This window comes from Caulobacter sp. P4_E5 (assembly GCF_056401555.1).
Genome location: NZ_JBFUJD010000087.1, coordinates 1 through 22,680, shown reverse-complemented (window position 1 = coordinate 22,680; position 22,680 = coordinate 1). Strand labels below are relative to the sequence as shown.

Sequence of the window (22,680 nt, the reverse complement as noted above, 5' to 3'; positions counted from 1 at the left end):
GGCCAGGACCGCCGGTTGAGCGCAAGCACCAGAGCCGCGCTTACCCAGGCGCGGACGCCAAGTGAATGGAATGCACTGTTCCTTTCATCCCCTGAATTCTTGTTCCGGTGACTCCGCCATGCATCGACGCGCATTTCTGACTTCCAGTCTCGCCGCCTCGACCACGCTCATAGCGGGCCAGGCCTGGAGCACCGGCGCCAATACGCCGCGCTTCCTGACGATCTTCCTGCGCGGAGGCTATGACGCCCTTAGCCTGATCATTCCGACCAGCAGCGATTTCTACTACGAAGCGCGTCCGACCATCGCGATAGCCAGGCCTGATCCAGCCGATCCGAACGCCGCACTTCCGCTCAACGGAGACTGGGGGCTGCACCCGGCGCTCAAGGACAGCATCCTTCCGCTCTGGGACAAACGGCAGATCGCCTTCATTCCCTTTGCGGGAACGGACGATCTCACCCGCAGCCACTTTGAGACCCAGGACACCATCGAACTGGGCCAGCCGGTGGGCGGACCGCGCAACTATCGATCGGGCTTTCTCGCCCGCCTGGCCGCGCAGTTGAGTGGATCCCTGCCGATCGCATTCACGACCCAGCCCCCTCTGGCCTTTCAGGGGCTGAGCGCGGTCCCGAATGTCGCCGTCGTCACCGCCGGGAAACCCACCCTGGACGCGCACCAGACGACGCTGATCAGTCAGATGTACCGGGATCATTCACTGGCCGGGTCTATTGGGGAAGGCTTCAAGGTCCGCGATCAGGCCTACCGTTCGATCGGTGCGACCATGGCGGGTCCGGCACCCGGCGCGTTCGAACTCGCCATGCGACGCGTCGGCCAGATGCTGCGGCAAGACTACAACCTCGCCTTCCTGGACGTCGGCGGTTGGGACACGCACGTCAACCAGGGCGCTGCGACGGGCGTACTGGCCGATCGCGCCAGGCAGTTCGGTCGGGGCCTCACGGCATTGATCGACCAACTGGGCTCCGACACCTGGGCTGATACGACGGTCGTCGTCGTCTCCGAGTTCGGCCGCACGTTCCGGGAGAACGGGGACAAGGGCACGGACCACGGGCATGGCAGCGTCTATTGGGTGCTGGGCGGATCAGTCCGTGGCGGAAGGATGGTCGGCCCCCAGGTCGAAATCACGGCGGCGTCTCTCAACCAGGCACGGGATCTTCCGGTCCTGACAGACTACCGTACATTGATCGGCCACGTGGCGGGCGGCGTCTTCGGTCTCTCCGCGACGAGGGTTGAGGCGGTGTTTCCGAAGGCCCCACAGGTCGACCTGGGACTTGCGTGACCCCTCCGTCAACTGGTTCACGCCAAGCGCAGGCGCAATATCCGCCGTATCAAGATTCTTAAAATTTCACGGGCTCTGCCAGACAATATAGCAGCCGCCGTCGAAGCGGTTGCAATTGTAATAGACTATAGCCTATTAGATCCCAAATTTCAGGGGGCGGGCGTTTCACGGGACATTTGGCGTTACGCTGCCATCACCGGCTGCGCTAGGGTCAGGTTACACCTCCTATTAAGGGAGGGAGTGTCCTTTCGCCGTCATTCTTGCCGCTCGAATTACTTCTAATGTGGGGATTAGAGAAGCAAATGCAAAATAAGAAGATCTTGGTTACCGGCGGCGCGGGCTTCGTTGGGTCGCATCTGTGCGATCGGCTTCTGGAAGCCGGCGCGGAGGTGCTTTGTGTAGACAACTACTACACGGGCTCGCGCATGAACGTTGCCCAGAACCTCGGCAATCCACGCTTCGAGCTGCTGCGCCACGACGTGACCATGCCGCTGTATGTCGAGGTCGATCAGATCTACAATCTGGCCTGCCCGGCTAGCCCCGTGCACTACCAGTTCGACCCCGTTCAGACGACCAAGACCAGCGTCCATGGCGCCATCAACATGCTGGGCCTGGCTAAGCGGGTGAAGGCCAAGATCCTCCAGGCTTCGACCAGCGAGGTCTATGGTGACCCGTCGGTTCATCCACAGCCCGAGGAATACTGGGGCAACGTCAATCCGATCGGCATCCGCTCGTGCTACGACGAGGGCAAGCGCTGCGCCGAGACCCTGTTCTTCGACTACTGGCGTCAGCACAAGCTGCAGATCAAGGTCGCCCGGATCTTCAACACCTACGGCCCGCGCATGCACCCCAACGACGGGCGCGTGGTATCGAACTTCATCGTCCAGGCGCTGAAGGGCGAGGACATCACCCTGTACGGCGACGGCAACCAGACCCGGTCGTTCTGTTTTGTCGATGACCTGGTCGAAGGCCTGATCCGCCTGATGAACACTGGTGACGACGTGACCGGCCCGATCAATCTGGGCAACCCGGTCGAGTTTACGATGAAGCAGCTGGCCGAGAAGGTCGTGTCGTTGACCGGTTCGGCGTCCAAGGTCAGCTACAAGCCGCTCCCGTCCGACGATCCGCGGCAGCGCCAACCGAATATCGACAAGGCCCGAGTCGCTCTGGACTGGGAGCCTAATGTCCATCTCGAGGATGGCCTGCGCAAGACCATCGCCTATTTCGACGAAATGCTCAGCACCGGCCAATGAGCCTGATCGCTCTTACCCAGCGCGCGAGCCACCGGTTCTTCTCGACCGGTCCCGGCTCGCGCCTGTACGGTCAGGCAGGTATGTCCCTGGCGATCCGGCTGAGCCGGTTCGCCATGGGCCTAGTGACGGCGATGCTGTTCGCCCGCATGATGCCGCCGGCCCAGTACGGGGTCTACAGCTACGCTCTGACGATCATCACCTTGTTGGGCATACCGGTCGAGGCCGGCCTGCCGCAGCTGCTGATCCGCGAGATCTCGCGCGCCCGTTCGCAGAAGGCCCTCGAGCAGGTGCGGGGCGTCGTGCGCTTCAGCGCCCGGATCCTATTCGGCTTCATGGGCGCGACCGCCCTGATCGCCGCGGCTATCATCGCGGTCATTCACCAGAAGCTGCCGCAGGGCGCGCTGCTCATGGCGGCAATCGCCTTGCCCGCCGTCGCCCTGGCCGGCATGGGCAGTATCCGGGGCGCGATCCTGCGGGGTCTGGGCTCGGCCCTCGCGTCGCAGATACCCGAGCAGATCGTTCGTCCGGGCGCGCTGATCCTCATCGGCGGCGGCGCCTTTCTGCTGTCGCGCGGCCATGTCGACGCCATCGCCGCCCTGGGCATGACGGTCGCCGCGAACGCCATCGCCTTCGTGGTCGGCGCGACCCTGTTAGCCCGCACCTACAATCGCGAGATCGGCCCTGGTCCGCACGAGGCTAGCAACAAGCAGCTGTTCTCGGCGCTGCTGCCGTTCACCGCCCTGGCGGCGGTCCAGATCGCTTCCGGCCATATCGCGTTGTTCATCGCCGGCTTCTACATCCCGGCGACCGAGATCGGTCAGTTCCGCATCGCCGTGCTGTGCTCGGACGTCGTGTCGTTCCCGGCCTTCGCCCTGAACACCCTGCTGGCGCCGCGCTTCTCGACTCTGTTCCATACGGGCGACATGGCCGGCCTGCGCCAGATCGCCCGGACTTCGGCCCGTCTCTGCTTCGTCATGTCCCTGGCGCTGAGCCTGCCATTCCTGCTGTTCGCTGACCGCGTCGTACGCCTGGGTTTTGGCCACGCCTATGTGGAGGCCGCCCCGGCCGTGCGCCTGCTGGTCGCCGGCCAGTTGGCCGCCGCCGCCTTGGGATCGGTGGCGACCCTCGCCAACATGGCCGGTTTCGAGAAGCAGACGCTGTTCTCTGTTTCGCTGGGCCTGGTGCTGAGCTGCGTGCTGACCGTCCTGTTGGCCCCGCGCTTTGGCGTGACCGGCGCGATCGTCGGCGTCGTGACCAACCTGATGGTCTGGAAAACCCTTCTTACGGTCCTGGTGCGTCGATCGATCGGCGTCTCCTCGACCGTATTCTGACAACTCCTTGTGGATAAGCCTATGAGCAAGATCGCAATCATCACCCGCATGACGACTGAGAACGCCGGCAATGAGGCTCTGTCCGCGGCGCTCATCAAGTATGTTCATGCGCGTGCGCCTAAGGCCGACATCCGTGGCCTGGACCGCTTCCCGACCTATTTCCGGAACATCCGCTTGGCGGACTTCGGGACCACGCCGCAGGAGATCGAGGCGCGCCTCGACAGCCTGGCCAAGGGGATCATCGCCAAGTTCAAGCCGGTGGCTTCGGGCGTGATCGCGCCGGTCGCCGATGAGAACAAGATCGAACTGCGCGAACGTCCCAAGCTGCGCCGCAAGACGGTGTCGAAGCTACGGGCCGCCCTCAGCATCCGCGGCCGCCTGGCCAAGCTGGGCCTGCTGGACCGCGAAGAGAACCAGGTCGCGCTGAACACCCTAGCCTGGGCCGAGCTGGTGATCTGGAACCCGGCCGGAGAATTCCATCCGACCGGTAACCTCGACGAGGGCGCGCGCTTGCTGCTGCTGATGCGGGTGGCCCAGCTGCTCGGCGCCAAGATCGCCGTGGTCAACCACAGCCTTGAAAACACCGACGAGCGCCTGAACACCCTAATCTCGCTGGTCTATCGCGACGCCGTCTTCGTGTCCGTGCGTGAAAAAGGCTCGTACGCCGAGGCCATTCGCCTGGGCGTTCCCGCCGAGCGCGTCGTCGAAGCGCCCGACCTCGTCTTCACCCTGCAGCCGGGCCAGGCGCCGATCACCGCTAAGGACGGCGAGAACAAGCGGCCCATCGCCCTGTCGATCAACGGCCTGGAAGCCTTCAAGGGTGCTGACGAGTGGGAAGAGTTCTTCTCAGCCCTGAAGGGTTTTGGCCGTCCGCTGGTCTTCGTCAGCAACTGCATGAACGACGACATTCCGTTCATCCAGAACTACGCCGACCGCTATGAGATCAGCTACGCCCGCGAGCAGCACGGCTACAAGGGCCTGCAAGGCGACTTTAAGGACGCCGAGCTGCTGGTCAGCAGCCGCCTGCACGCGGCCGTCCTGTCGCTTTCGTGCGGCACGCCGGTGGTCTCGATGGAGCCGCAGCTGTTCAAGCTGACGGGCATCTTCCAGCAGATGAGCTACCCGATCCCGACTGAGAAGATCGACAACACGGGCTGGGCCAAACGGCTGCTGGTCAAGATCGAACAGGGCCTGGCCGACCGCGAGGCCATTTCGGTCGCCGGCCTGTCGGGCGTCGAGAAGCAGACCGCGCACATCGACCGGGCATACGATAAACTGTTCGCCGTGGCCGGCGGCTGAACGGGGGAGGCGGTGATGCTGAAGCGCTTGTTGCAGAGCCTCGTGCCACGGAGTCCCGATCCAGGGACCATCGTGTCGTTGCAGGCGCTTCGCTTCTTCGCCGCCCTCTTCGTGCTGGTCTCGCATACCGGCGACTCGCTCGAGCGATTCTCCGAGCGTTACGGCGTTGACCTAATCACCTTCCCAGAGAAGCTGGGCCATTTCGGCGTCGAGGTGTTCTTCGTCATCTCGGGCTACATCATGGCCCACGTCGGCTGGAACAGCTTTGGCGGTCCGCGAGGCGCCTGGACGTTCCTGCGGAAGCGCATCGCACGGATCGTCCCGCTCTATTGGGGCCTTACCCTTGTTCAGGCGGTGTTCGTCGCCGTGGCGCCGAAGGAACATTTCGCGGCGGTCGAGCTATTCAAAAGCCTGTTCTTCATTCCCTACCTGAACGAGGCGGGCAAGCATCGGCCGATGCTTGGGCAAGGCTGGACGCTTAACTTCGAAATGCTCTTCTATGTGATCTTCACGCTCGGCCTCCTCGCGCCGCGGAAGATCGGACTTGTCGCTATCATGGCCGTTCTGGGCGGCGCGGCCATGGCCTCCCTGCTCGTGCCACATGGTCCGATCCTCCTGGACCCGATCCTCTTCTTCTTCCTGGCCGGCCTGGCCCTGGGTGTCCTGCGCCGTCTATTTGGCCAGACCCTGCCATCCGTGCCCGGCGTCGTACCCGGCTGCCTGCTGCTGTTGCTGGCCGCAGCCGCTATCGACCAGGAGTGGGCCTATACGCTCATCGCTGTCTCGGCGGTCGCGCTCAGTGTTTTCACGCATGATGCGCGCCATGACAGTGGACTGAACCGGATCTTGACCGCCTTGGGAGACAGTTCCTACAGTCTATATCTCAGCCATACCTTCGTCTTGCTCGCTACCACCATGCTGTGGCGCAAGGTCCTCGGCGCTTCGTTTCTCGAGATCTATTTCGCCCTGGTCGTCGTCGGCAGTCTCGCCGCGTCGTGGCTGTGCTACCGCTGGTTCGAAAAGCCGATCGGCAGGCAGGCGAGCAAGGTGCTTGGCATTGACAGTCCCCGTAAGCCTAAGAGCTCCAACCTCACAGTCACTGCGGGCGCTGAATCCGGCGCGTCCTGACCGGCCCGTGACATTCGTCATATCGTCTATTTCGGGACACTCGCCGGCAAGGGATTGATCGAGAGTGTCCTGCTCGAAGCTAACCTCTGTCAGGCCCGCCAAGCCCACCGCATCAACTGCCGAGACATGGCTGATCGAGGGCGGGAGCAGGCGGCTCGATTGCGCCGACCGAATGCAAATGGTCGTATCGACGATTGGATGTCAGCAATTGCGCTGCCAACGCTCGTCGCTCTGCCCCTCTAGGAGCCAAGCTCCATTGGCTCTGGATAGGAAGTATCGCTTGCGCTGTAGTGGATCGTTCTCGATGAAGTAGACCCCGCAGAGCGTTTCGACCGCCGCGGTCTTGGACATGTGGTGGGAGACTAGCCTCGCCGTCTGGCCGTTTCTCTCGATCATCTTGATCGCCACGCCGATAAGCGCCTGCTCAAAGACATCGAAGGAAGGCGCTGCCGTCTGCGGCGGGGGCAGGGGCGCGTCCGGCACCGGCTCGCAGCCCGTCATGGTCAGAATCATCTGCCCGAAAACGGCCAAGGTCAGGCGGGTAGTGGGGCGAAATCTCAAATCCGTCCTCGAAGCCAAAGCATTCATAAAAAAACTATGCGGCAACAGCCGCGCTTGAGTCCAGATGCATCGCCGCGCGACACATGTCATGGCCGCCCTTCGACCCCCGAGCGCCGCTCCTATCGGACAGGACGATCTGCCCGCAGAGCAGAGTTTAGCTAAGACGTCGCTGGGACTTCGTTGCTTCGGTCACCCTTATGTCGGCGCTTGAAGAGATTGAGCACCGGCTTCTCGACGTAGAAGTGGAAGGCCAGGCCGGCGACGGTGGCGCCGACCAGGAGGATGATGAAGATCACGGTGCGGGGCAGCAGCCCATCCAGATGTGAGCCATAGAGCACCTTGGCACTCAGCGACAAGGCCAGGAAATGAGTAAGGTAGATGGAATAGGAGGCGTCACCGAGCAGGCTCAAGAGTCGCGGAACGGGCAGCCGGCCACCGCGCTCGAGGTTCACGCCGCCGAAGATGGCCAAGGCGCTGCCGATCCCAAAGCCGATATGGGTTAGCGCGCCCGGTGCGCCTTCGACGACAGCTAGTGTGGAGCGAAGGAACACGAGGACGCCTGCGATCAAGAGGCACGCGGCCGGCGTGGGGCGCAGCCGCGCTGCGTCACAGGCCCAGGCCGTGGCGATGCCCAGGAAAAACAGCAAATTGACTTCATGCAGGAGGAACGACGCCGGGAAGTCCTTGGCGCCCGAAGCTAGCCATCCTCCACATGCGAGCGCCCAGGCCATCAGGACGAGGATACCAGTCGGACGATGCGCGATCAGCAGCGCGAAGGCGAGATAGAACAGAACCTCATGGCGGAGGGTCCAGGCCACCTGAAGGATGGGATAGTTGGGCATCGGCCATAGCGCGAAGGACGCGGCGATCTGTGCCGGATTGGTCTCGAACCCCGCCCCGAAGCTGGGTTTAAGGAAGTAGATTGGGACGATGGCGGCCAGGACCAACCAATATGTCGGATAGATCCGGACAAAGCGCTTAAAGGCATAGTCTCCGAGCCGGCCGCGCTTGCCGATGTCTTTCTGGTGGACGTGGTAGATGATGAACCCGGAGAGCACGAAGAAGAAATCCACGCCGGCCCACCCTGCTTCGAATAGCGGGTGCATTTGATTGGGATCGTACTCAGGCTTTCCGAAAATGGACCCGTTGAGGTGATAAAAAACAACCATCAAAGCGGCGATACCGCGCCCTGCCTGCAGCGACTTAAGCATACTCAACCCCATAGCAGATCTTGAACTTATCATGCTGTCGCCAGCTCAACAGGAGAAAACGCTGCGAGTCTTGGAGGTTTTGGGGCGAATGACCGCAAGCGAGCGCGCCAGCATTCGGTCGACTATCGTCACCGACGTCGCCCGAAAGGATAGATAGAGAAGTAGATGGAGGCCCGGCCCGGAATCGAACCGGGGTGCACGGATTTGCAGTCCGCTGCGTCACCACTCCGCCACCGGGCCATCCGGGCGTCGACGCAGTCACGTCGGCGGGGGAGGGCGTTCGATACAGGAGCGTTTGCAGGGCCGCAACTGGCAATTCGCAGGTCATGCGGCGGCCCACAGCACGCGGGCTGCGATGGCGGCTTTATCGTTGGGGAGGAACCGCGCGTAGTAGCGCGCCACGGTCTCGGCGGTGTCCTGGATGGCGTAGCCGGCCTGCTCGTACGAACCGGTACGCTTGAGAATATGCGTCGCGAGCACATCGCGTACGTTGTGAGGCCCGTGGGGGAGAAGCCCCTTGATGGCGCCCCGGCCGGTGTAAGGATTATACACGCCGTAGCGCTCAATCGTGTGTCTCCAAATTTCGTAAAACGAAGTTTGGCAATAACTCGCATCCCGGAGGTGGGGATATCGGGCCGTTTTGACGAAGAAGGTCTCTGGATCTTTGGCGTTGAACAGAAGCGCCGCGCGATGGGTCGATAGATAGGTCTCGATCTGGCCGTAGAGACCGCCAACGTCAGGAAGGCGCAGGACATAAGGGCGATCGCCGAAATAGGATGAGGTTGCATTCTTGAACGCGACGGATGGGATCGTGATCGTCCATCCCAATCGCGTCTGGTCCCAATGAAGCTCGCCACGTCTAAGCGCCTCGAGCTGGCGCAGCGGTGTCGGCGCCTGCCCGCGACCGCGCGCTCTCAGCTCCCGCAGATTGCGCTGTCTTAGGCCCGTGTGCAGGCCGATCTTGATGAGGAGGTAGCTCCGCGCGGCCTCAGCCGCCGCCAATGGATAGTGTTTGGCGTCCGGCGCCCAGCGAAGAATTTCTTCCGCGATCCGGTTGTAGACACCGACCGGACTTTCCGCCTCAAGCACCGGCAAGATTGGCTCGAATGGATCGCGATGGACTCTGGCGACCCGTTCTATGTCTTTGCGCCAGGCGCTTGCGTAGGCGTAGCCGTCATCGCATGCGGCCTGCCAATCGGCTTGGGCCCAAGCGATCTCGTCTGGCGTGAGGAGTCCGGGAATCGGTTGCAAATGGTCAGCCAGTTGAGGTGACTGTCGCAGCCAGCCACTTTCCCGCCGCAGCAGCGAGACGCCCAAGCAGAGCATGTCGGCTTCCCAACGCGTGTGAAATCCGCGGCGGCTCAGCCGCCAGTCGATGTACCAGTTCCAGATCTTGGGAAACGCCAGCAGTGCGATGGTGAGGTTTTCAGTCGCGACGCCGAGGCCGCCGATTGCGCCGTCTGTCGGCGCGGCGATCGCGCCAAACAGCAGACCAAGATGAGCGGCCTTCTGGCTAGAGGTCTGCTGGCCCCAGACGCCGACACGCCGAAAGCCGAAGGGCGTAATCCTCGCGGTTTTGAACCGTAAGAGATCGGCGATCTCCCGATCCAGGACATCGCTGGCGGGGATCCGGTGCAGGTGAGGGGCCTTGATCCAGCGGTTTTCGCTGCGATCTGGCGGCCGATGATAGGCGCTCGCCGTATCGCGCGCCTGTTCTGAGAACCCGATGGCGAATGGCYGCTTCTGCGCCGCGCTTTGGTAGCGCCGATAGCTTGTCGAGCCCGTCAGGATAACCGTGCGGGCCCAATCGACGATCTCCGCCTGCTGCGACGGCGAGCGTTCGTTGAAGTCATCCGGGAGATGCCAGGCCAAGCGCCGCCGCTCGTTCGGCGTCAGTCCTAGCGGTTTGTGGCCGGCGCAGGCCCTGCCTTTATAAGGCAGTCGCGCCTTGAGGTCGCCTGGCGCCAAGCCGTAGCGGCGCTCGATGAAGGTTAGCGCGCGCATACTTTCCACGTGCCGTGGATGGTCGTCTCCGCGCCGCCAAGCGTAGAGGCTCGTGTACGGGACCTTGTAGCCCGCCGCGCGCAGGACGCCGTAAAGCTGGTAGCAGCTTTCACCGCCGCGTCGGATCGCCTGTTTGAGCGCGGCCGAGAAGGTCATCTCCGGGTTTGCCGCTGCGGTTGGTTGTGAGCGTGAGCGCCGACATCGCCCGTCCATGGCCTCGGTCGGCGGGGTGGCGCCTTTTCCCGCGGCTCGCCCCTGGTGTTCTCCCTCGAGGATGGTCGATCGGGCCATCTGCCCTCCAGTCGCCGTTGCTACGTATCGTCATCACTTAGAATGATACTTATCGTCTGTCGACTCATAGTCATCAGAGCCCCGAATTTGGCGCGATGAAAGCGCCACCCTCAAACCTGCGCCGCGTCGTTGCTGACAATGTTCGGCGCCTCCGGCGCTCAGCGGAACTTAGTCAGGAAGGCCTTGCGGAGCGGGCGGATCTCCATCGGACCTACGTCGGCGCTATCGAGCGAGCTGAGCGCAACCTGTCGCTCGACAACATCGAACGATTGGCGCTGGCGTTGGGTGTTGAGCCGGCCGATTTGTTGACGGCTGGACCCCCCGCCGGGTGAGCCAAATTCCGCAGCCGTGGGCCAAGCCCGCCTCATCTCCGATCGTGATGTGGTCCTTCGGGGCGATGGCCGCGTGGTCTAGGCGCGTCGCGCCCCGGATCGGTCCAGCAGGTTTGCATCGCGCTCCAGCGCGCAGCGTCTGTCGCCAAGAGCATCGCCTCGCCCGCCGCCCAAAGATCGCGCCTAAGAATGTGCGCCGCCAAGGTCATCTTCCACTGTGCGGCATGCTTCTCGTTTCGCCATGACGGTCACATGGCCTCGACGTAGGCGTCGGCACAGGCGCCGAAGGTCTGTGCCTGGTCGTCTTTCGCGCGCTCGACCTTGGGATCGAGGCCGTCCGCGAGCATGGTCCGAAACGCTGCTGCCTCGACACGGGCGTTCGCGAGTGAAAGGTCACGCCCACCACCTAGGCCCAATTCCGTGCGCCTGGCGCCGCGCGTGTAGATGAACACCCAACGTCGCCGCCCGCTGTCATCGATCGAGAGGTAGAGACCGCCGCCGTCGGAATGCCGACCGGGTGTCTTCAGCTTGGCCGCTTGGATCGCGGTCAGCTTGTGGAGGGATCGTCCGCCCATAGCAAAGTCTCCGTCCTAACATCTCCGCCGAACCTTTTGGGCCCCACTTTCGGCCCCACTTTCGGTCCTGTTTTGTACCTGGATTTTGGTGAGACGTCGAGAGACGAACTGGATGCAACAATCCGGATTTATCTATTTAATCAGAATGATAACGGGACGCGGCGGGCATGTATGATGCGGTATGGGACTACTGGTTTGGCGGACTCTCTCACCGCCACACCGCCCCCGTCTTCGCACAAACAAGCATCCGCGCGGTCCTCAGGCGCGGATAACGTGCGTCGGGGCGGTCAACCGGCGCTGCCAGAGCACCGGGGCTGGCGGAAAGTAACGGTTGGCGAGAGGAGCAGGCCATGCCGTCCCATGCAAGTTTCCTGTCAGGCTCGGCGGCCGCCCTGCCGGGCGCACCGGAGGATTTGAGATGAGCAGCATGACCATGGACCGCCGCCGCTTCCTGTGGACGAGTTCGGCCGTCGCGTTGGCGGGCGCCGGCGGTGCGCCAAACCTGGCGTGGGCGGGAATGACGGCCCAGGCCGATCGCGCCTATCCAAAACCTCAGCTCAAGCCCCCCGGCGAGCGGGTGTCGCTGGACCAAGGCTGGCGCTTCCATCTGGGCGACGTGCCCTTTCCGAAGGTCAAGGGCCATGGCTGGTCCTACGCCAACGCCAAGGCCGGCAACGCCGGAGGCGCGGCCTCGCCCGAATACGACGACAGCGACTGGCGCGAGCTCGACCTGCCGCACGACTGGGTGGTGGAGGGGCCGTTCGACAAGGACGAGAACCTCGCCCAAGGCTACCGCCCTCGCGGCAAGGCCTGGTATCGCCGCACCCTTCGACTGGACCCGGCAGATCGCGGCAAGCACCTGTCCATCGAGTTTGGGGCCATCGCCACCCATGCGACGGTCTGGTTCAACGGCAGCGTCGTGGCGCGCAACTGGAGCGGCTACAACGCCCTGCAGATCGACATCACGCCGTTCGCCCGTTACGGCGACGAGCTCAACAGCATCGCCGTGCGGGTCGACGCCGACGCCATGGAGGGCTGGTGGTACGAGGGCGGCGGCATCTACCGTCACGTCTGGCTCACCAAGCGCGCGGCCGTGCACATCGCCGACGACGGGGTCCATGCCGATCCGCGACGGGACGCGGCGGGGCGCTGGACCCTGCCGGTCGCCGCCACCCTGGGCAATATCGGGCCCAAGGCCGAGGCGGTCGAGGTCGAGGCCCAGCTAATCGATTCGTGGGGCAAGGTGGTGAGCGCGGGGCGCGCCGTCGCCGAGGTCCCGTCGCTGGACCAGGGTGAGGCCCGCCTTGTTCTGAACGTCGACGACCCGCACCTGTGGTCGATCGACGATCCGGCGCTCTACACGGTGCGAACCCGGGTCTGGCGGGCCGGCCAGGTGGTCGACGAAGCGGTCTCCTCGACCGGCTTCCGTACACTGCGCTTTGACGCCGACCAGGGGTTCTTCCTCAACGATCGCCCCTTGAAGATCCACGGCGTCTGCCTGCACCAGGACCATGCCGGAGTCGGCGTGGCCGTGCCCGACAGCCTGTGGGATTTCCGGCTGCGGCGGGTCAAGGCGATGGGCGCCAACGCCGTCCGCTGCGCTCACAACGCGCCGGCGCCCGAGATGCTCGACGCGGCCGACCGGCTGGGCGTCCTGATCCTCGACGAGAACCGCAACTTCAATCCCAGCCCCGACTACATGCGGCAGCTGGAATGGTTGATCCGTCGCGACCGCAACCACCCCAGCGTCTTCCTGTGGTCGGTGTTCAACGAGGAACCCATGCAGGGCACCGAGGCGGGCTATCAGATGGTTCGGCGGATGGTCGCGGCCGTCAAACGCCTGGACGACAGCCGCCCGGTCACCGCCGCGATGAACGACGGCATGTTCAACCCGATCAACGTCTCGCAGGCCGTCGATGTCGTCGGCTTCAACTATCAGCCCGACAAGTACGATCGGTTCCATGCCGAGCACCCGACCCTGCCGCTGATGAGTTCGGAGGACACCTCCTCGTTCATGACCCGGGGCGAATGGTTCACCGATCGCTCGCGCAACATCCTGGCCGAGAACGACGAGGAGCCGGCATCCTGGGGCGCCACCCATCGCAAGGCCTGGGAAGCGATCGCCAAGCGCCCGTTCGTGGCCGGCGCCTTCCTGTGGTCGGGTTTCGACTATCGCGGCGAGCCCTCGCCCCTGGCATGGCCGTCGGTCAGCTCGTTCTTCGGGGCCATGGACCTGTGCGGCTTCCCCAAGATGGCGTTCTTCCTGCACCGGGCGCAGTGGATCAAGGACCGGCCCTTGCTGGACCTGGCTCCCCACTGGACCTGGCCGGGCAAGGAAGGCCAACCGATCAAGGTGATGGCGCTGACCAACGCCGAAACGGTCGAACTTCGCCTCAACGGCAAACTGATCTCGCGCCAGCCGGTCGATCCCTTCGTCATGCCGTCCTGGACCGTGCCCTATGCGCCTGGACGCCTGGAGGCGATCGGCTATGTCGGCGGTCGGCTGGTGTCGAAGGCGATCGTCGAGACCGCCGGCCCGCCGGTGGCGCTGCGCCTGACGCCCGATCGCTCCGTCCTGACCGGCGACGGCGCCGACGCCGCGCCGATCACCGTCGAGGCTCTGGACAAGGCGGGGAGAGCCGTCCCCACGGCCAACCTGCCGGTGACGTTCGAGATCGACAATGGCCGGATCATCGGCCTGGGCAACGGCGATCCCAATTGCCATGAGCCGGAAAAGGGAAACGCGCGCAGCCTGTTCAACGGCCTGGCCCAGGTGATCGTCCAAACCGAGCGTGGATCCAGCGGCGTCCTGCGCCTGAGGGCGTCGTCGCCGGGGCTGCGCGCGGCGCAAACACAGCTGTCCGTCAACGTCGGGGCGCGTCCAATGGCGCCGCGGACCGCGCCCATCTCGATCTTGTCCGATTGGCGCGTGTCGCCGGTGACGCGAGCTCGTCCCGACCCGTCGACGAGGCCAGCCGATCACGACATGAATTCCTGGACCTGGGCGCGGCCGGGGTTGTTGCAGGACGCCGATCCCGAGGGCGGATTTGTCCTCTATCGCGCGAGCTTCACACCCCGCGCGTCGGTGCGGCGGGCCGGCGGGAAGCTCGTGTTCGGCCGCCTCATCGGTTCGGCGGAGATCTATATCGACGGCGTCAGGGTCGCGACAAAAGCCGACGCCGCGCCCGGAGCCTTGACCGCGCCGCTGCCGCCCAAGGACGGCGAGCGGACCGTGGCCGTGTTGATGGCCGCCGCGCCCGGCGAACCGTTCGGAATGGGCGCGGAGGTGATCGTCGCAGAGCTCGAGTGACCGCGCTCGGGACCGGTCCGAGAGATGGCTTGATCGACAATGGTGGGCGGCCGGCGCCGAATACTTCGATCCGCCCTATCCCCTTGGTCTCTTGACGGCGGCAGGCTTCTAGCCTCGAAGCGGCGGCGCTGATCTTATCCCAAGCGACAAAGGGAAAGGGACGGGGTGATGGATCGCTGGCAGGCGATGAAGGTCTTCGTGAAGGTGGCCGAAGCCAAGGGTTTCGCAGAGGCCGCGCGGCACTTGCACATGAGCCCCCCGGCCGTGACCCGCGCGGTGGCGGCCCTGGAGGAGACGATCGGCGCCCGCCTGTTGGTCCGCACCACGCGTTCGGTGACCCTGACCGAAGCGGGGACCCGCTTTTTCGAGGACTGCTCGCGCATCCTCGCCGACCTCGCCGAGGCCGAGGCGAGCGCCGCGGGCAGCTACGCGCGTCCCAGCGGCGTCCTGACGCTGACCGCCTCTGTGATGTTCGGCCAGCGCTACGTCCTGCCGATCGTCACCGACTACCTGGCGGAATATCCGCATGTCAGCGTGCGGACCTTGTTCGTCGATCGCGTGGTCAACATCGTCGACGAAGGCGTCGACGTGGCGATCCGCATCGGCCACTTGGCCAATTCCGGCCTCAGCGCCCTGAAGGTCGGCTCGGTGCGCCGCGTCGTTTGCGGCGCGCCTAGCTATTTCGCCAAGCACGGCGCGCCCGCGACGCCGGCGGAGCTGGCCAACCATGCGATCATCTCGGCGACCAGCGCCTGGGCCTCGACCGAATGGCGCTTTGGCCAGGACGACAAGAGCACCGTCCACGTCTCTCCACGCCTGTTCTGCAATACCAACGACGCGGCTCTGCAGGCGGCCATCGGCGGTTTCGGCCTGACGCGGCTGCTGTCGTATCAGGTCGCGCCCTCGCTGCTGTCCGGCGAGCTACAGACGGTGCTGTCGGCCTACGAGGAGTACCCGCTGCCGATCCACATCGTCCATCCCGAAGGGCGACACGCGCCGGCCAAGGTCCGAACCTTCATCGACTTCGCGGCCAGCCGCCTGCGGGCGGACCGGCTCATCAACTAGAGCACGTCAGCCACGCATCTGCGGATTGGCTTGCGCGACGCCGGACGTCCCAGCGCGCCGATCAGAAGCCGAAGTGGCTGAGGCCGGGGTGATCATCCGGCCGCCGGCCCAGCGGCCAATGGAACTTGCGGTCGGCCTCGGCGATCGGCTGTTCGTTGATGGAGCAGTGACGGACCCGCATCAGACCGTCCTCGCCGAACTCCCAATTCTCGTTGCCATAGGCCCGGAACCAGTGGCCGCTGTCGTCGTGGTATTCGTAGGCGTAGCGCACGGCGATCCGGTCGCCGGTGAAGGCCCAGAGCTCCTTGATCAGCCGATAGTCGAGCTCACGGTTCCATTTGCGCGTCAGGAACGCCTTGACCTCGGCTCGGCCGTTCAGGAACTCGGCCCGATTTCGCCAGCGCGTGTCCTCCGTATAGGCCAGGGCGACCTTGGCCGGATCGCGGCCGTTCCAGCCGTCTTCGGCGAGCCGGACCTTCTCGAGGGCGGAGGCTTCGGTGAACGGCGGCAACGGGGGACGTGACATGGCGGATCTCCGGGGGGCATAGGGCCGGCCCTATTGGGTTGGCGTTGGCGCTCGCGTCAGAGCGCGAGTTCGAGGCGAGGTTCGGCTCCGTCGCTCGAAGCCGCCGGCGCCGCGCAGCAGATCAAGACCTCGCCTTCGCCGACCGGGGCGGTCGGCGGCGTCAGGTAGGATACGGCGCCCTTGATCAGCTGGGTGCGGCAGGTCCCGCAACTGCCGATGCGGCAGCTGTATTCCGGATTGAGGCCTCGCGCCTCGGCCAGCTCCAGCAGGGTCTGCGGACCAGGCGTCCAGCGGGCCTCCTTCAGGGACTCGGTGAAGATCACCGACACCGGCCTGGTCGCCGGTGGCGGTCCGCCCAACATAGTGGCGCGCTTCAGCGACGATGGCCCGAAGGCCTCGGTATGGATCCGCTGGTCGGGAACCTCGTCGCCGCGCAGCCCGTCATAAAGCGTCTGGATGAAGGGCGACGGTCCGCACAGGTAGTAGTCGTAGTCGCCCGGTCGCAGGTGGCGGGACAGCATCGCCAGGTCCAGACGGCCCTCGGCCTCGAAGTCGGTTCCGGCTCGCGCGTCGTCGGTGTCGCTGAGGACGCGAATGACGGTCACCGAGCCCTCGGCGGCCGCCGCGAGCTCAGCGAGCTCGGCGTCGAAGGCGCGGTCGGCCTTCGAATGGGCGCTGTAGAAGAACACGGTCGGGCGGATGTGGCGGGTGCGCCGGCCCTCGTAGACCAGGTGGCGCAGCATGGCGATCAGCGGCGTGACGCCGACGCCCGCGCCCAGCATCACCGCCAGGCGCTCGGCGTCCGGGTCGATGGTGAAGGCCCCGTCCGGCGCGCGAACCTCCAGCAGGTCGCCGACCCGCACGTGGTCGTGCAGATGCGCGGAGACCGCGCCATCGCGCTTGACGCTGATGCGGTAGACCCCGTCCGACGGCGCGACCGAAAGCGTGTAGGTGCGGATCACCGGCTTATCGGCGCCGGGCAGGGTGAGGCGGATCGGCAGGTGCTGCCCCGCCTGGTGCGTCAGCAGCCCGGCCCCGTCCTCGGGCTGAAGATAGAACGAACGGATCGTCCGGCTTTCGTCGACGATCTTGGAGACCTTGAATGGCCGCCACCGCGCCTTCAGCTCGGCGGCCTTGAGACGATCGGCCGTCTGGCTCCAATCGCCGGTCATGAGCGCGTTGGGCGACCAGCCGTTCGCCTCGAACGCCCAGCGCAGGGGCAGGGCGTTGCGCCGGCGGACCACGCGCCGGGGCCGGAAAGTCCATAGGCGTTCCGCGCCCTGGAAGGCGGCGATCTCGGGCGAGTCGAGCACGACCTCGGCCTCGCCGGTCATCTGCAGTAGGTCGCCGCTCTCGAAGTCGACGAACACGAGCCCCGCCTTGCCATTCAGCAGGATGTTGCCGAGGGTGGCGAAGAACAGGTTGCCGGCGAAGTCGGGGATGGTGAGCACGCCGTCGTCGGCGACCCGGACGAAGCCGGTCCTGCCGCCGCGGTGCGAGACGTCCACCTGCCGGCGGTCGTCCCGCTCGGCATAGGAGGCGACGTAGAAGGTGTCGGCCGCCGCGATCATCGCCCGCGCCTCGGCGTCGAGGGCGTCGCTCTCCTCGACCAGGGCCGGGGCCGGCGACTTCGAGTCGCGCACGAAGCTGTAGTTCCGCAGCTGGATGTATTGCGGACAGTTGCCGAAGCTCTGGTCGACCTCGACCCGCAGCTGGGCCGGGCTAGCGGCGGCGATGACGCCGTTCATGCGGTTGCGGCGACGGGTGTGCAGTTCGATGCCCAGCAGGCCGATCGCGTCGCCCTCCGCCAAGCCTTCCGAGGCCGGGTCGCTGGCCTCCCGCCGGGCGGCGATGTCCAGCGACTTGTCGGTGGGAGCGCGCATGAAGCCGGGTTCGCCGGCCAACAGGGTGGCCCATGGCGCGCCGGCGTGATCGACCGCGCCGACGACGACGAAGGGCACGCGGCCGTAGAACTCGCGATGCTGGTCCGGCATGAAGTCGCGGATCACGCGCCGACCCACGTCCTCCATGCGGTCGGAGACGCCGACCTTCTCTTGAAGGGCCTTCTCGCCGGCGTGCCAGGGGGCCAGTTTCGTCTGCGGGACATGGGTGTTCATGACGAACCTGTCGGCTTGGGGCGGCCGAACGCGCCGCGTGGCGCGTCCGGCCCAGGCATCAGGCGGCGGCGGAAAGGCCGACCGGGGTCTCGACGAACGGGACGAACCCGGGCAGCGCTTCGATGCGGCGCAGGAACGCCCGCACATGACCATAGGCGGCCAGGTCGACATTCCCTTCGGGAGCGCGGGCGAGGTAGCTGTAGAGGGCGACGTCGGCCACGGTCGGACCCTGATCCAGCAGCCATTCGCGACCCGCCAGGTGGGCCTCGAGGTTGCGCAGCAGGGCGTGCGCCCGGCCGATCACCTCGTCGGCGTCGCGCTTGGCCCCGAAGACGGTGATCAGACGAGCGGCGGCCGGGCCATGGGCCACTTCGCCCGCCGCGACCGACAGCCAGCGCTGCACCGCCGCGGCGGCGACGGGCGAGGTCGGCAGCCAGTCGGTGCGGTCCAGCTTCTTGGCGAGGTAGACCAGGATGGCGTTCGAATCCGAAACGATGACGCCATCGTCGTCCAGCACCGGCACTTGGCCCATGGGATTGAGGGCCAGGAACTCCGGCGTCTTGTGCGCGCCCGCCTTGAGGTCGACCTCGACCAGTTCGTGGCGCGCGCCCAGGAGCGAGAGGAACAGCCGGGCGCGATGCGCGTGGCCCGACAGCGGATGGTAGTAGAGCTTCATGGTCTTGTCCCTGAATGGCGCCCGGTCCCGAGCCGCAACGGCAAGGTGGCGCCGCTGCTGGACGGCGAGAACGATCGGACCACGCACTTCATTGTTGCCGAAAGCGGAATAGTGTCGGCGGCTCCTTGACGCCGCGCCTGGCCAATTCCGCCGGACGCCTGGCCAGGGGCGTGACGATCGCCAAGCCGGTGATCCCCGCGCCAGCCCCGTGTCCCGTGCGAGCGACCGCACGCCGATTGACTGTTCGGTTTTCCGATGAAAAGTTACCGGTAACTCAGACAATTGAGCGCGCCGCCTCAACGGCTCGCCGGGAGGCGGGAGTTTCGTGGGCCTGCGTCCGCGGCCGGCGTCCTTCGACACGAGACCGTATGGGAGCCCGCCATCATGACCCTCGCCCTGTTGGCGGCCGCGATTCTGGCCGTGTCGCCGGCCGCCCCGACGCCAAACCCTCCGCCGCCAAATCCCGCGTCGCCAAATCCCGCGTCGCCAAATCTCTCGTCGCAAGCGACCTGGACGGCGGACAACGGTGACGGCACCTATTCCAACCCGCTGTTCTATGACGAGTTTTCCGATCCGGACGTGATCCGGGTCGGCGACGATTTCTACATGACCGGCACGACGATGCACGCCATGCCGGGCCTGGCGCTCCTGCGTTCGAAGGACCTCGTCAACTGGACCCTGGTGTCCTACGTCGTCGACAAGCTGGACCTGGGGCCCGCCTACCGGCTGGAGGGCGGCAAGGCGATCTACGGCCAAGGGATCTGGGCGCCGTCGCTGCGCCACCATGCCGGCAAGTTCTACATCTTCAGCAACGTCAACGGCGCCACGACCCAGTTGTTCACGGCCAGCGATCCGAAGGGGCCTTGGACGCGCACGCCGATGAAGCGCAGCCTGCACGACCTGTCGGTGCTGTTCGACGACGACGGCAAGGCCTACGTGGTGTGGGGCTATCAGGAGATCCATTTCGCCCAGCTGGACGCCAGCCTGACCGACATCGTGCCGGGCGCCGAGCGGGTGCTGATCGCCAAGGGCGCCGGCATGGGCGAGGGCGCCCACTTCGTGAAGTTCGGCCAGACCTACTTCATCTTCAGCGCCGAGTGGGACGGCATGCGCATGGCCGCCGCCCGCGCGACCTCGCTGGCCGGGCCGTGGGAGGTCAATCCGGCCATCAGCGTCGGCGAGGACTTCGGCCTGGCCAAGGGCTACCGGACCAACGACCGCAAGCCGCCGTTCAGGATCACGCCGCCCGATCCGTCGGCGCGCAACTGGGGCTCGCTGCACCAGGGGACGATCGTCCAGACCCCCGCCGGCGAGTGGTGGGGCGTGTCGATGTACGACGCCAATTCGATCGGCCGCCTGACCGCCCTGTCGCCGGTCACCTGGAAGGACGGCTGGCCCTATTTCGGCCTGGCTGGCAACCTAGCGCGCACGCCCCGGACCTGGATCAAGCCGAAGACCGCCAAGCCGTCGGCGCCGCACGCGCCGTATCTGCGCAACGATGACTTCTCGGGTCCCAAGCTCGGCGCCGTCTGGCAGTGGAATCACGTCCCCGTCGACGACAAGTGGTCGCTGAAAGCGCGTCCGGGCTTCCTGCGCCTGACCAGCCAGCCGGCCACGGACTTCCTGTCCGCGCGCAACAGCCTGACCCAGCGGACGGTCGGTCCCCGCGCCACGGCGACGGCGGCGCTGGATGTCTCGGGCCTGAAGCCCGGCGACGTCGCAGGCCTGGCCCTGCTGAACCGCCCCTATGGCTGGATTGGTGTCGAGCGCACGGCCGAGGGCGCGCGCATCGTTCGCTTCGACGAGCAGGGCGCGATCCGGACCACCACGCCGCTGGGCAAGGACGTCCGGCGCGTCTGGTTCCGCGTCGGGAGCGACTTCCTGACCGAGCGTCACCAATTGTCGTGGTCGACCGACGGCGTGCGCTTCACGCCGCTGGGCGAGGACTTCGTCTCGGTCTTCCAGCTGATCACCTTCCAGGGCGTGCGCTACGCCCTGTTCGCGTTCAACACCGAGGGCCATGAAGGCGGCGTCGCCGACTTCGACGGCTTCACCCTGGAACAGCCCGATCGACGCGGCGCCAAGCCGATCCCGACCGACGGGACCGTGTCGCTGCGGCCGGTCGGTCGCGCGGACGGGAACGATCCGTTGGCGGCGCCGGTGCGCCTGGTCACCCAAGGACCCGGGCGGCTCAGCCTGGAGCGCGACGGCCAAGTCTTGACGGTGGATGGCGACGGCCGCGCCGTGTGGACCGCGGGCGGGACGGGCGAGGCCCAGACCTTCCAATGGATCGAGAGCCTGGCTGGCGACATCACCCTGATGTCCCTGAAGACCCACCGCTACCTGCGGCTGGACTCGGCCACGAACGCTTTGGTCGCCGACAGTCCCGGCCCGACCGCTGACCGCGAGGACGGCGTCAGCTTCGTCTGGCGTCGCACCCCGTGATCCGCTTCCGAGAGCTTCGCATGAACCGCCTCGTCTGCCTCGGCCTGGCCCTTCTGGCCATGTCCGCACCCGCCTTGGCGTCGGCCGCGGACACCGGTCCTCGCGAGCGGATCCTGATCGACAAGGGTTGGCGGTTCACGCTCGGCGATCCGGCCGACGCGCCGCCTGGCCTGCGCTATGACGTGCGGCCCGAGGTCAAGCAGTCGGCCGACGGCAAGGCCGCCGACGCCCGTCCGGACGAGGCCGAAAAGCTCGAGGCGGGCAAGCGCCCGGTGCTGAAGCCCTGGATCCTCCCGACCGGCAACGCCTTCCTCAAGGACCCCGCCAAGCGCCACGTCCGTCCCGCTGGCGATCCTGGCGGCGAGGTCTCCTATGTGCGCGCCGGGTTCGACGACCGGTCTTGGCAGGCCGTGACCCTGCCGCACGACTGGGCGATCAAGGGACCGTTCTTGGCGGAGGGGCCCTATGGCGGCGTCGGCCGGCTGCCCAGCTGGGGTGTCGGCTGGTACCGCAAGGCGCTGGACATTCCGGCGTCGGACGCGGGCAAGTCGATCTTCCTCGATATCGACGGCGCGATGTCCTACGCGGCGGTCTGGCTGAACGGTCGGCTCGTGGGCGGCTGGCCCTATGGCTACAATTCCTGGCGCCTGGACCTGACGCCCTATGTCGCGCCCGGCGGCGTCAACCAGCTGGCCATTCGCCTGGACAATCCGCCGGAGTCGTCGCGCTGGTATCCCGGAGCCGGTCTCTATCGTGACGTCTGGATAACCAAGACCTCTCCCGTCCATGTCGGGCAGTGGGGCGTGTCCGTCCGCACGCCGGAGGTCTCGGCCCAGGCGGCCAAGGTCGAGATCGACGTCGCCGTCGATAACGACGCCAAGACCGCCGCCGAGGTCGAGGTCCGCACCGAGCTCTACGCCCTGGACGCGGAAGGGCGACGGACCGGAGCGGCCGTGGCGCGGCTGGCGCCCGTCGAGGCCATGGTTCCGGCGGGCGGCAGCGCCAACTTCCCGGCCTCGGTCCGGATCGACAATCCGCGCCTGTGGGGCCCACCGCCCCGGCAGCAACCCAACCGCTATGTCGCCGTCACCACTGTCGCGAAGGCGGGCCGCGTGGTCGATCGCTACGAGACGCCGTTCGGGATCCGCGCGATCCGAACGGCGGGCGACGGCCTCTTCGTCAACGGCCAGAGGGTGGCGATCCAGGGCGTCAACAACCACCACGACCTCGGCGCCCTGGGCGCGGCCTTCAACACCAACACC

The 22,680-nt window shown here is 65.9% G+C and carries 18 protein-coding genes and 1 tRNA gene (1 of these 19 only partly in view); 11 read left to right on the top strand and 8 right to left on the bottom strand.

Annotated elements, in window-relative coordinates:
• From AC1DSO_RS21155 to AC1DSO_RS21130, 6 genes are all read left to right on the top strand, one after another.
• A protein-coding gene (locus tag AC1DSO_RS21155; RefSeq protein ID WP_477070687.1) for a DUF1800 domain-containing protein crosses the window boundary here: on the top strand, positions 1-19 show its 3' portion. The gene continues 1,436 nt to the left of window position 1, outside the view; only the last 19 of its 1,455 coding nucleotides appear in the window; its start codon lies off the left edge, out of view; the stop codon is at positions 17-19.
• Between the two features lie 99 nt (positions 20-118).
• Positions 119-1,294, top strand: coding sequence for a DUF1501 domain-containing protein (locus AC1DSO_RS21150; protein ID WP_477070686.1), 1,176 nt, complete (start codon positions 119-121; stop codon positions 1,292-1,294).
• Positions 1,295-1,596: 302 nt separating this feature from the next.
• Positions 1,597-2,547, top strand: coding sequence for a UDP-glucuronic acid decarboxylase family protein (locus tag AC1DSO_RS21145; protein ID WP_477070685.1), 951 nt, complete (start codon positions 1,597-1,599; stop codon positions 2,545-2,547).
• On the top strand, positions 2,544-3,878 hold the full coding sequence (locus AC1DSO_RS21140; protein ID WP_477070684.1) for an oligosaccharide flippase family protein: 1,335 nt from the start codon (positions 2,544-2,546) through the stop codon (positions 3,876-3,878). Before AC1DSO_RS21145 ends, AC1DSO_RS21140 begins: the two co-directional genes overlap by 4 nt.
• A 21-nt stretch (positions 3,879-3,899) precedes the next feature.
• A complete protein-coding gene (locus tag AC1DSO_RS21135) occupies positions 3,900-5,177 on the top strand; it encodes a polysaccharide pyruvyl transferase family protein (RefSeq protein WP_477070683.1) in 1,278 nt (425 codons plus the stop codon).
• Positions 5,178-5,192: 15 nt separating this feature from the next.
• Complete coding sequence (locus AC1DSO_RS21130; protein WP_477070682.1) at positions 5,193-6,305, top strand: acyltransferase family protein; 1,113 nt, start codon at positions 5,193-5,195, stop codon at positions 6,303-6,305.
• A gap of 201 nt (positions 6,306-6,506) precedes the next feature.
• Here AC1DSO_RS21130 and AC1DSO_RS21125 read toward each other — a convergent pair whose 3' ends face one another.
• The 4 genes from AC1DSO_RS21125 to AC1DSO_RS21110 all read right to left on the bottom strand — a co-directional run bounded on the left by AC1DSO_RS21125 (position 6,507) and on the right by AC1DSO_RS21110 (position 10,372).
• Positions 6,507-6,818, bottom strand: a complete 312-nt coding sequence (locus tag AC1DSO_RS21125; protein ID WP_477070681.1) for a hypothetical protein — start codon at positions 6,816-6,818, stop codon at positions 6,507-6,509.
• Between the two features lie 206 nt (positions 6,819-7,024).
• A complete protein-coding gene (locus AC1DSO_RS21120; RefSeq protein ID WP_477070680.1) occupies positions 7,025-8,077 on the bottom strand; it encodes an acyltransferase family protein in 1,053 nt (350 codons plus the stop codon).
• A gap of 166 nt (positions 8,078-8,243) precedes the next feature.
• A tRNA-Cys gene (locus AC1DSO_RS21115) sits at positions 8,244-8,317 on the bottom strand.
• Positions 8,318-8,401: 84 nt separating this feature from the next.
• Complete coding sequence (locus tag AC1DSO_RS21110) at positions 8,402-10,372, bottom strand: hypothetical protein (RefSeq protein WP_477070679.1); 1,971 nt, start codon at positions 10,370-10,372, stop codon at positions 8,402-8,404.
• A gap of 95 nt (positions 10,373-10,467) precedes the next feature.
• Between AC1DSO_RS21110 and AC1DSO_RS21105 the strand changes: the two genes are divergently transcribed.
• Positions 10,468-10,704, top strand: coding sequence for a helix-turn-helix domain-containing protein (locus AC1DSO_RS21105; protein ID WP_477070678.1), 237 nt, complete (start codon positions 10,468-10,470; stop codon positions 10,702-10,704).
• A 248-nt stretch (positions 10,705-10,952) separates the two neighbouring features.
• Here the strand turns inward: AC1DSO_RS21105 and AC1DSO_RS21100 are convergent, their stop codons facing one another.
• Positions 10,953-11,279 carry an Arm DNA-binding domain-containing protein gene (locus AC1DSO_RS21100; protein WP_477070677.1) on the bottom strand — a complete coding sequence of 109 codons (327 nt, stop codon included), beginning with the start codon at positions 11,277-11,279 and terminating at the stop codon, positions 10,953-10,955.
• A 418-nt stretch (positions 11,280-11,697) separates the two neighbouring features.
• On the opposite strand from AC1DSO_RS21100, the gene galA reads away from it, so the two are divergent.
• Positions 11,698-14,589, top strand: a complete 2,892-nt coding sequence (gene galA / locus AC1DSO_RS21095) for a beta-galactosidase GalA (RefSeq protein WP_477070676.1) — start codon at positions 11,698-11,700, stop codon at positions 14,587-14,589.
• Between the two features lie 168 nt (positions 14,590-14,757).
• Positions 14,758-15,654, top strand: a complete 897-nt coding sequence (locus AC1DSO_RS21090) for a LysR family transcriptional regulator (protein WP_477070675.1) — start codon at positions 14,758-14,760, stop codon at positions 15,652-15,654.
• Positions 15,655-15,715: 61 nt separating this feature from the next.
• Here AC1DSO_RS21090 and AC1DSO_RS21085 read toward each other — a convergent pair whose 3' ends face one another.
• The 3 genes from AC1DSO_RS21085 to AC1DSO_RS21075 are packed head-to-tail and all read right to left on the bottom strand — an operon-like array spanning position 15,716 to position 18,973.
• On the bottom strand, positions 15,716-16,180 hold the full coding sequence (locus AC1DSO_RS21085; RefSeq protein ID WP_477070674.1) for a nuclear transport factor 2 family protein: 465 nt from the start codon (positions 16,178-16,180) through the stop codon (positions 15,716-15,718).
• Between the two features lie 56 nt (positions 16,181-16,236).
• A complete protein-coding gene (locus AC1DSO_RS21080; RefSeq protein WP_477070673.1) occupies positions 16,237-18,297 on the bottom strand; it encodes a 2Fe-2S iron-sulfur cluster-binding protein in 2,061 nt (686 codons plus the stop codon).
• A gap of 58 nt (positions 18,298-18,355) precedes the next feature.
• Entirely contained in the window at positions 18,356-18,973 is a 618-nt protein-coding gene (locus AC1DSO_RS21075) for a glutathione S-transferase family protein (protein WP_477070672.1), read from the bottom strand.
• A 384-nt stretch (positions 18,974-19,357) separates the two neighbouring features.
• On the opposite strand from AC1DSO_RS21075, the gene AC1DSO_RS21070 reads away from it, so the two are divergent.
• Together AC1DSO_RS21070 and AC1DSO_RS21065 are read left to right on the top strand one after the other, a co-directional pair.
• The gene (locus tag AC1DSO_RS21070) at positions 19,358-21,418 is read left to right on the top strand and encodes a glycoside hydrolase family 43 protein (RefSeq protein WP_477070671.1); all 2,061 of its coding nucleotides are present in this window, start codon (positions 19,358-19,360) and stop codon (positions 21,416-21,418) included.
• Positions 21,419-21,438: 20 nt separating this feature from the next.
• A partial coding sequence (locus tag AC1DSO_RS21065) for a glycosyl hydrolase 2 galactose-binding domain-containing protein (RefSeq protein ID WP_477070670.1) occupies positions 21,439-22,680 on the top strand: 1,242 nt, incomplete at its 3' end.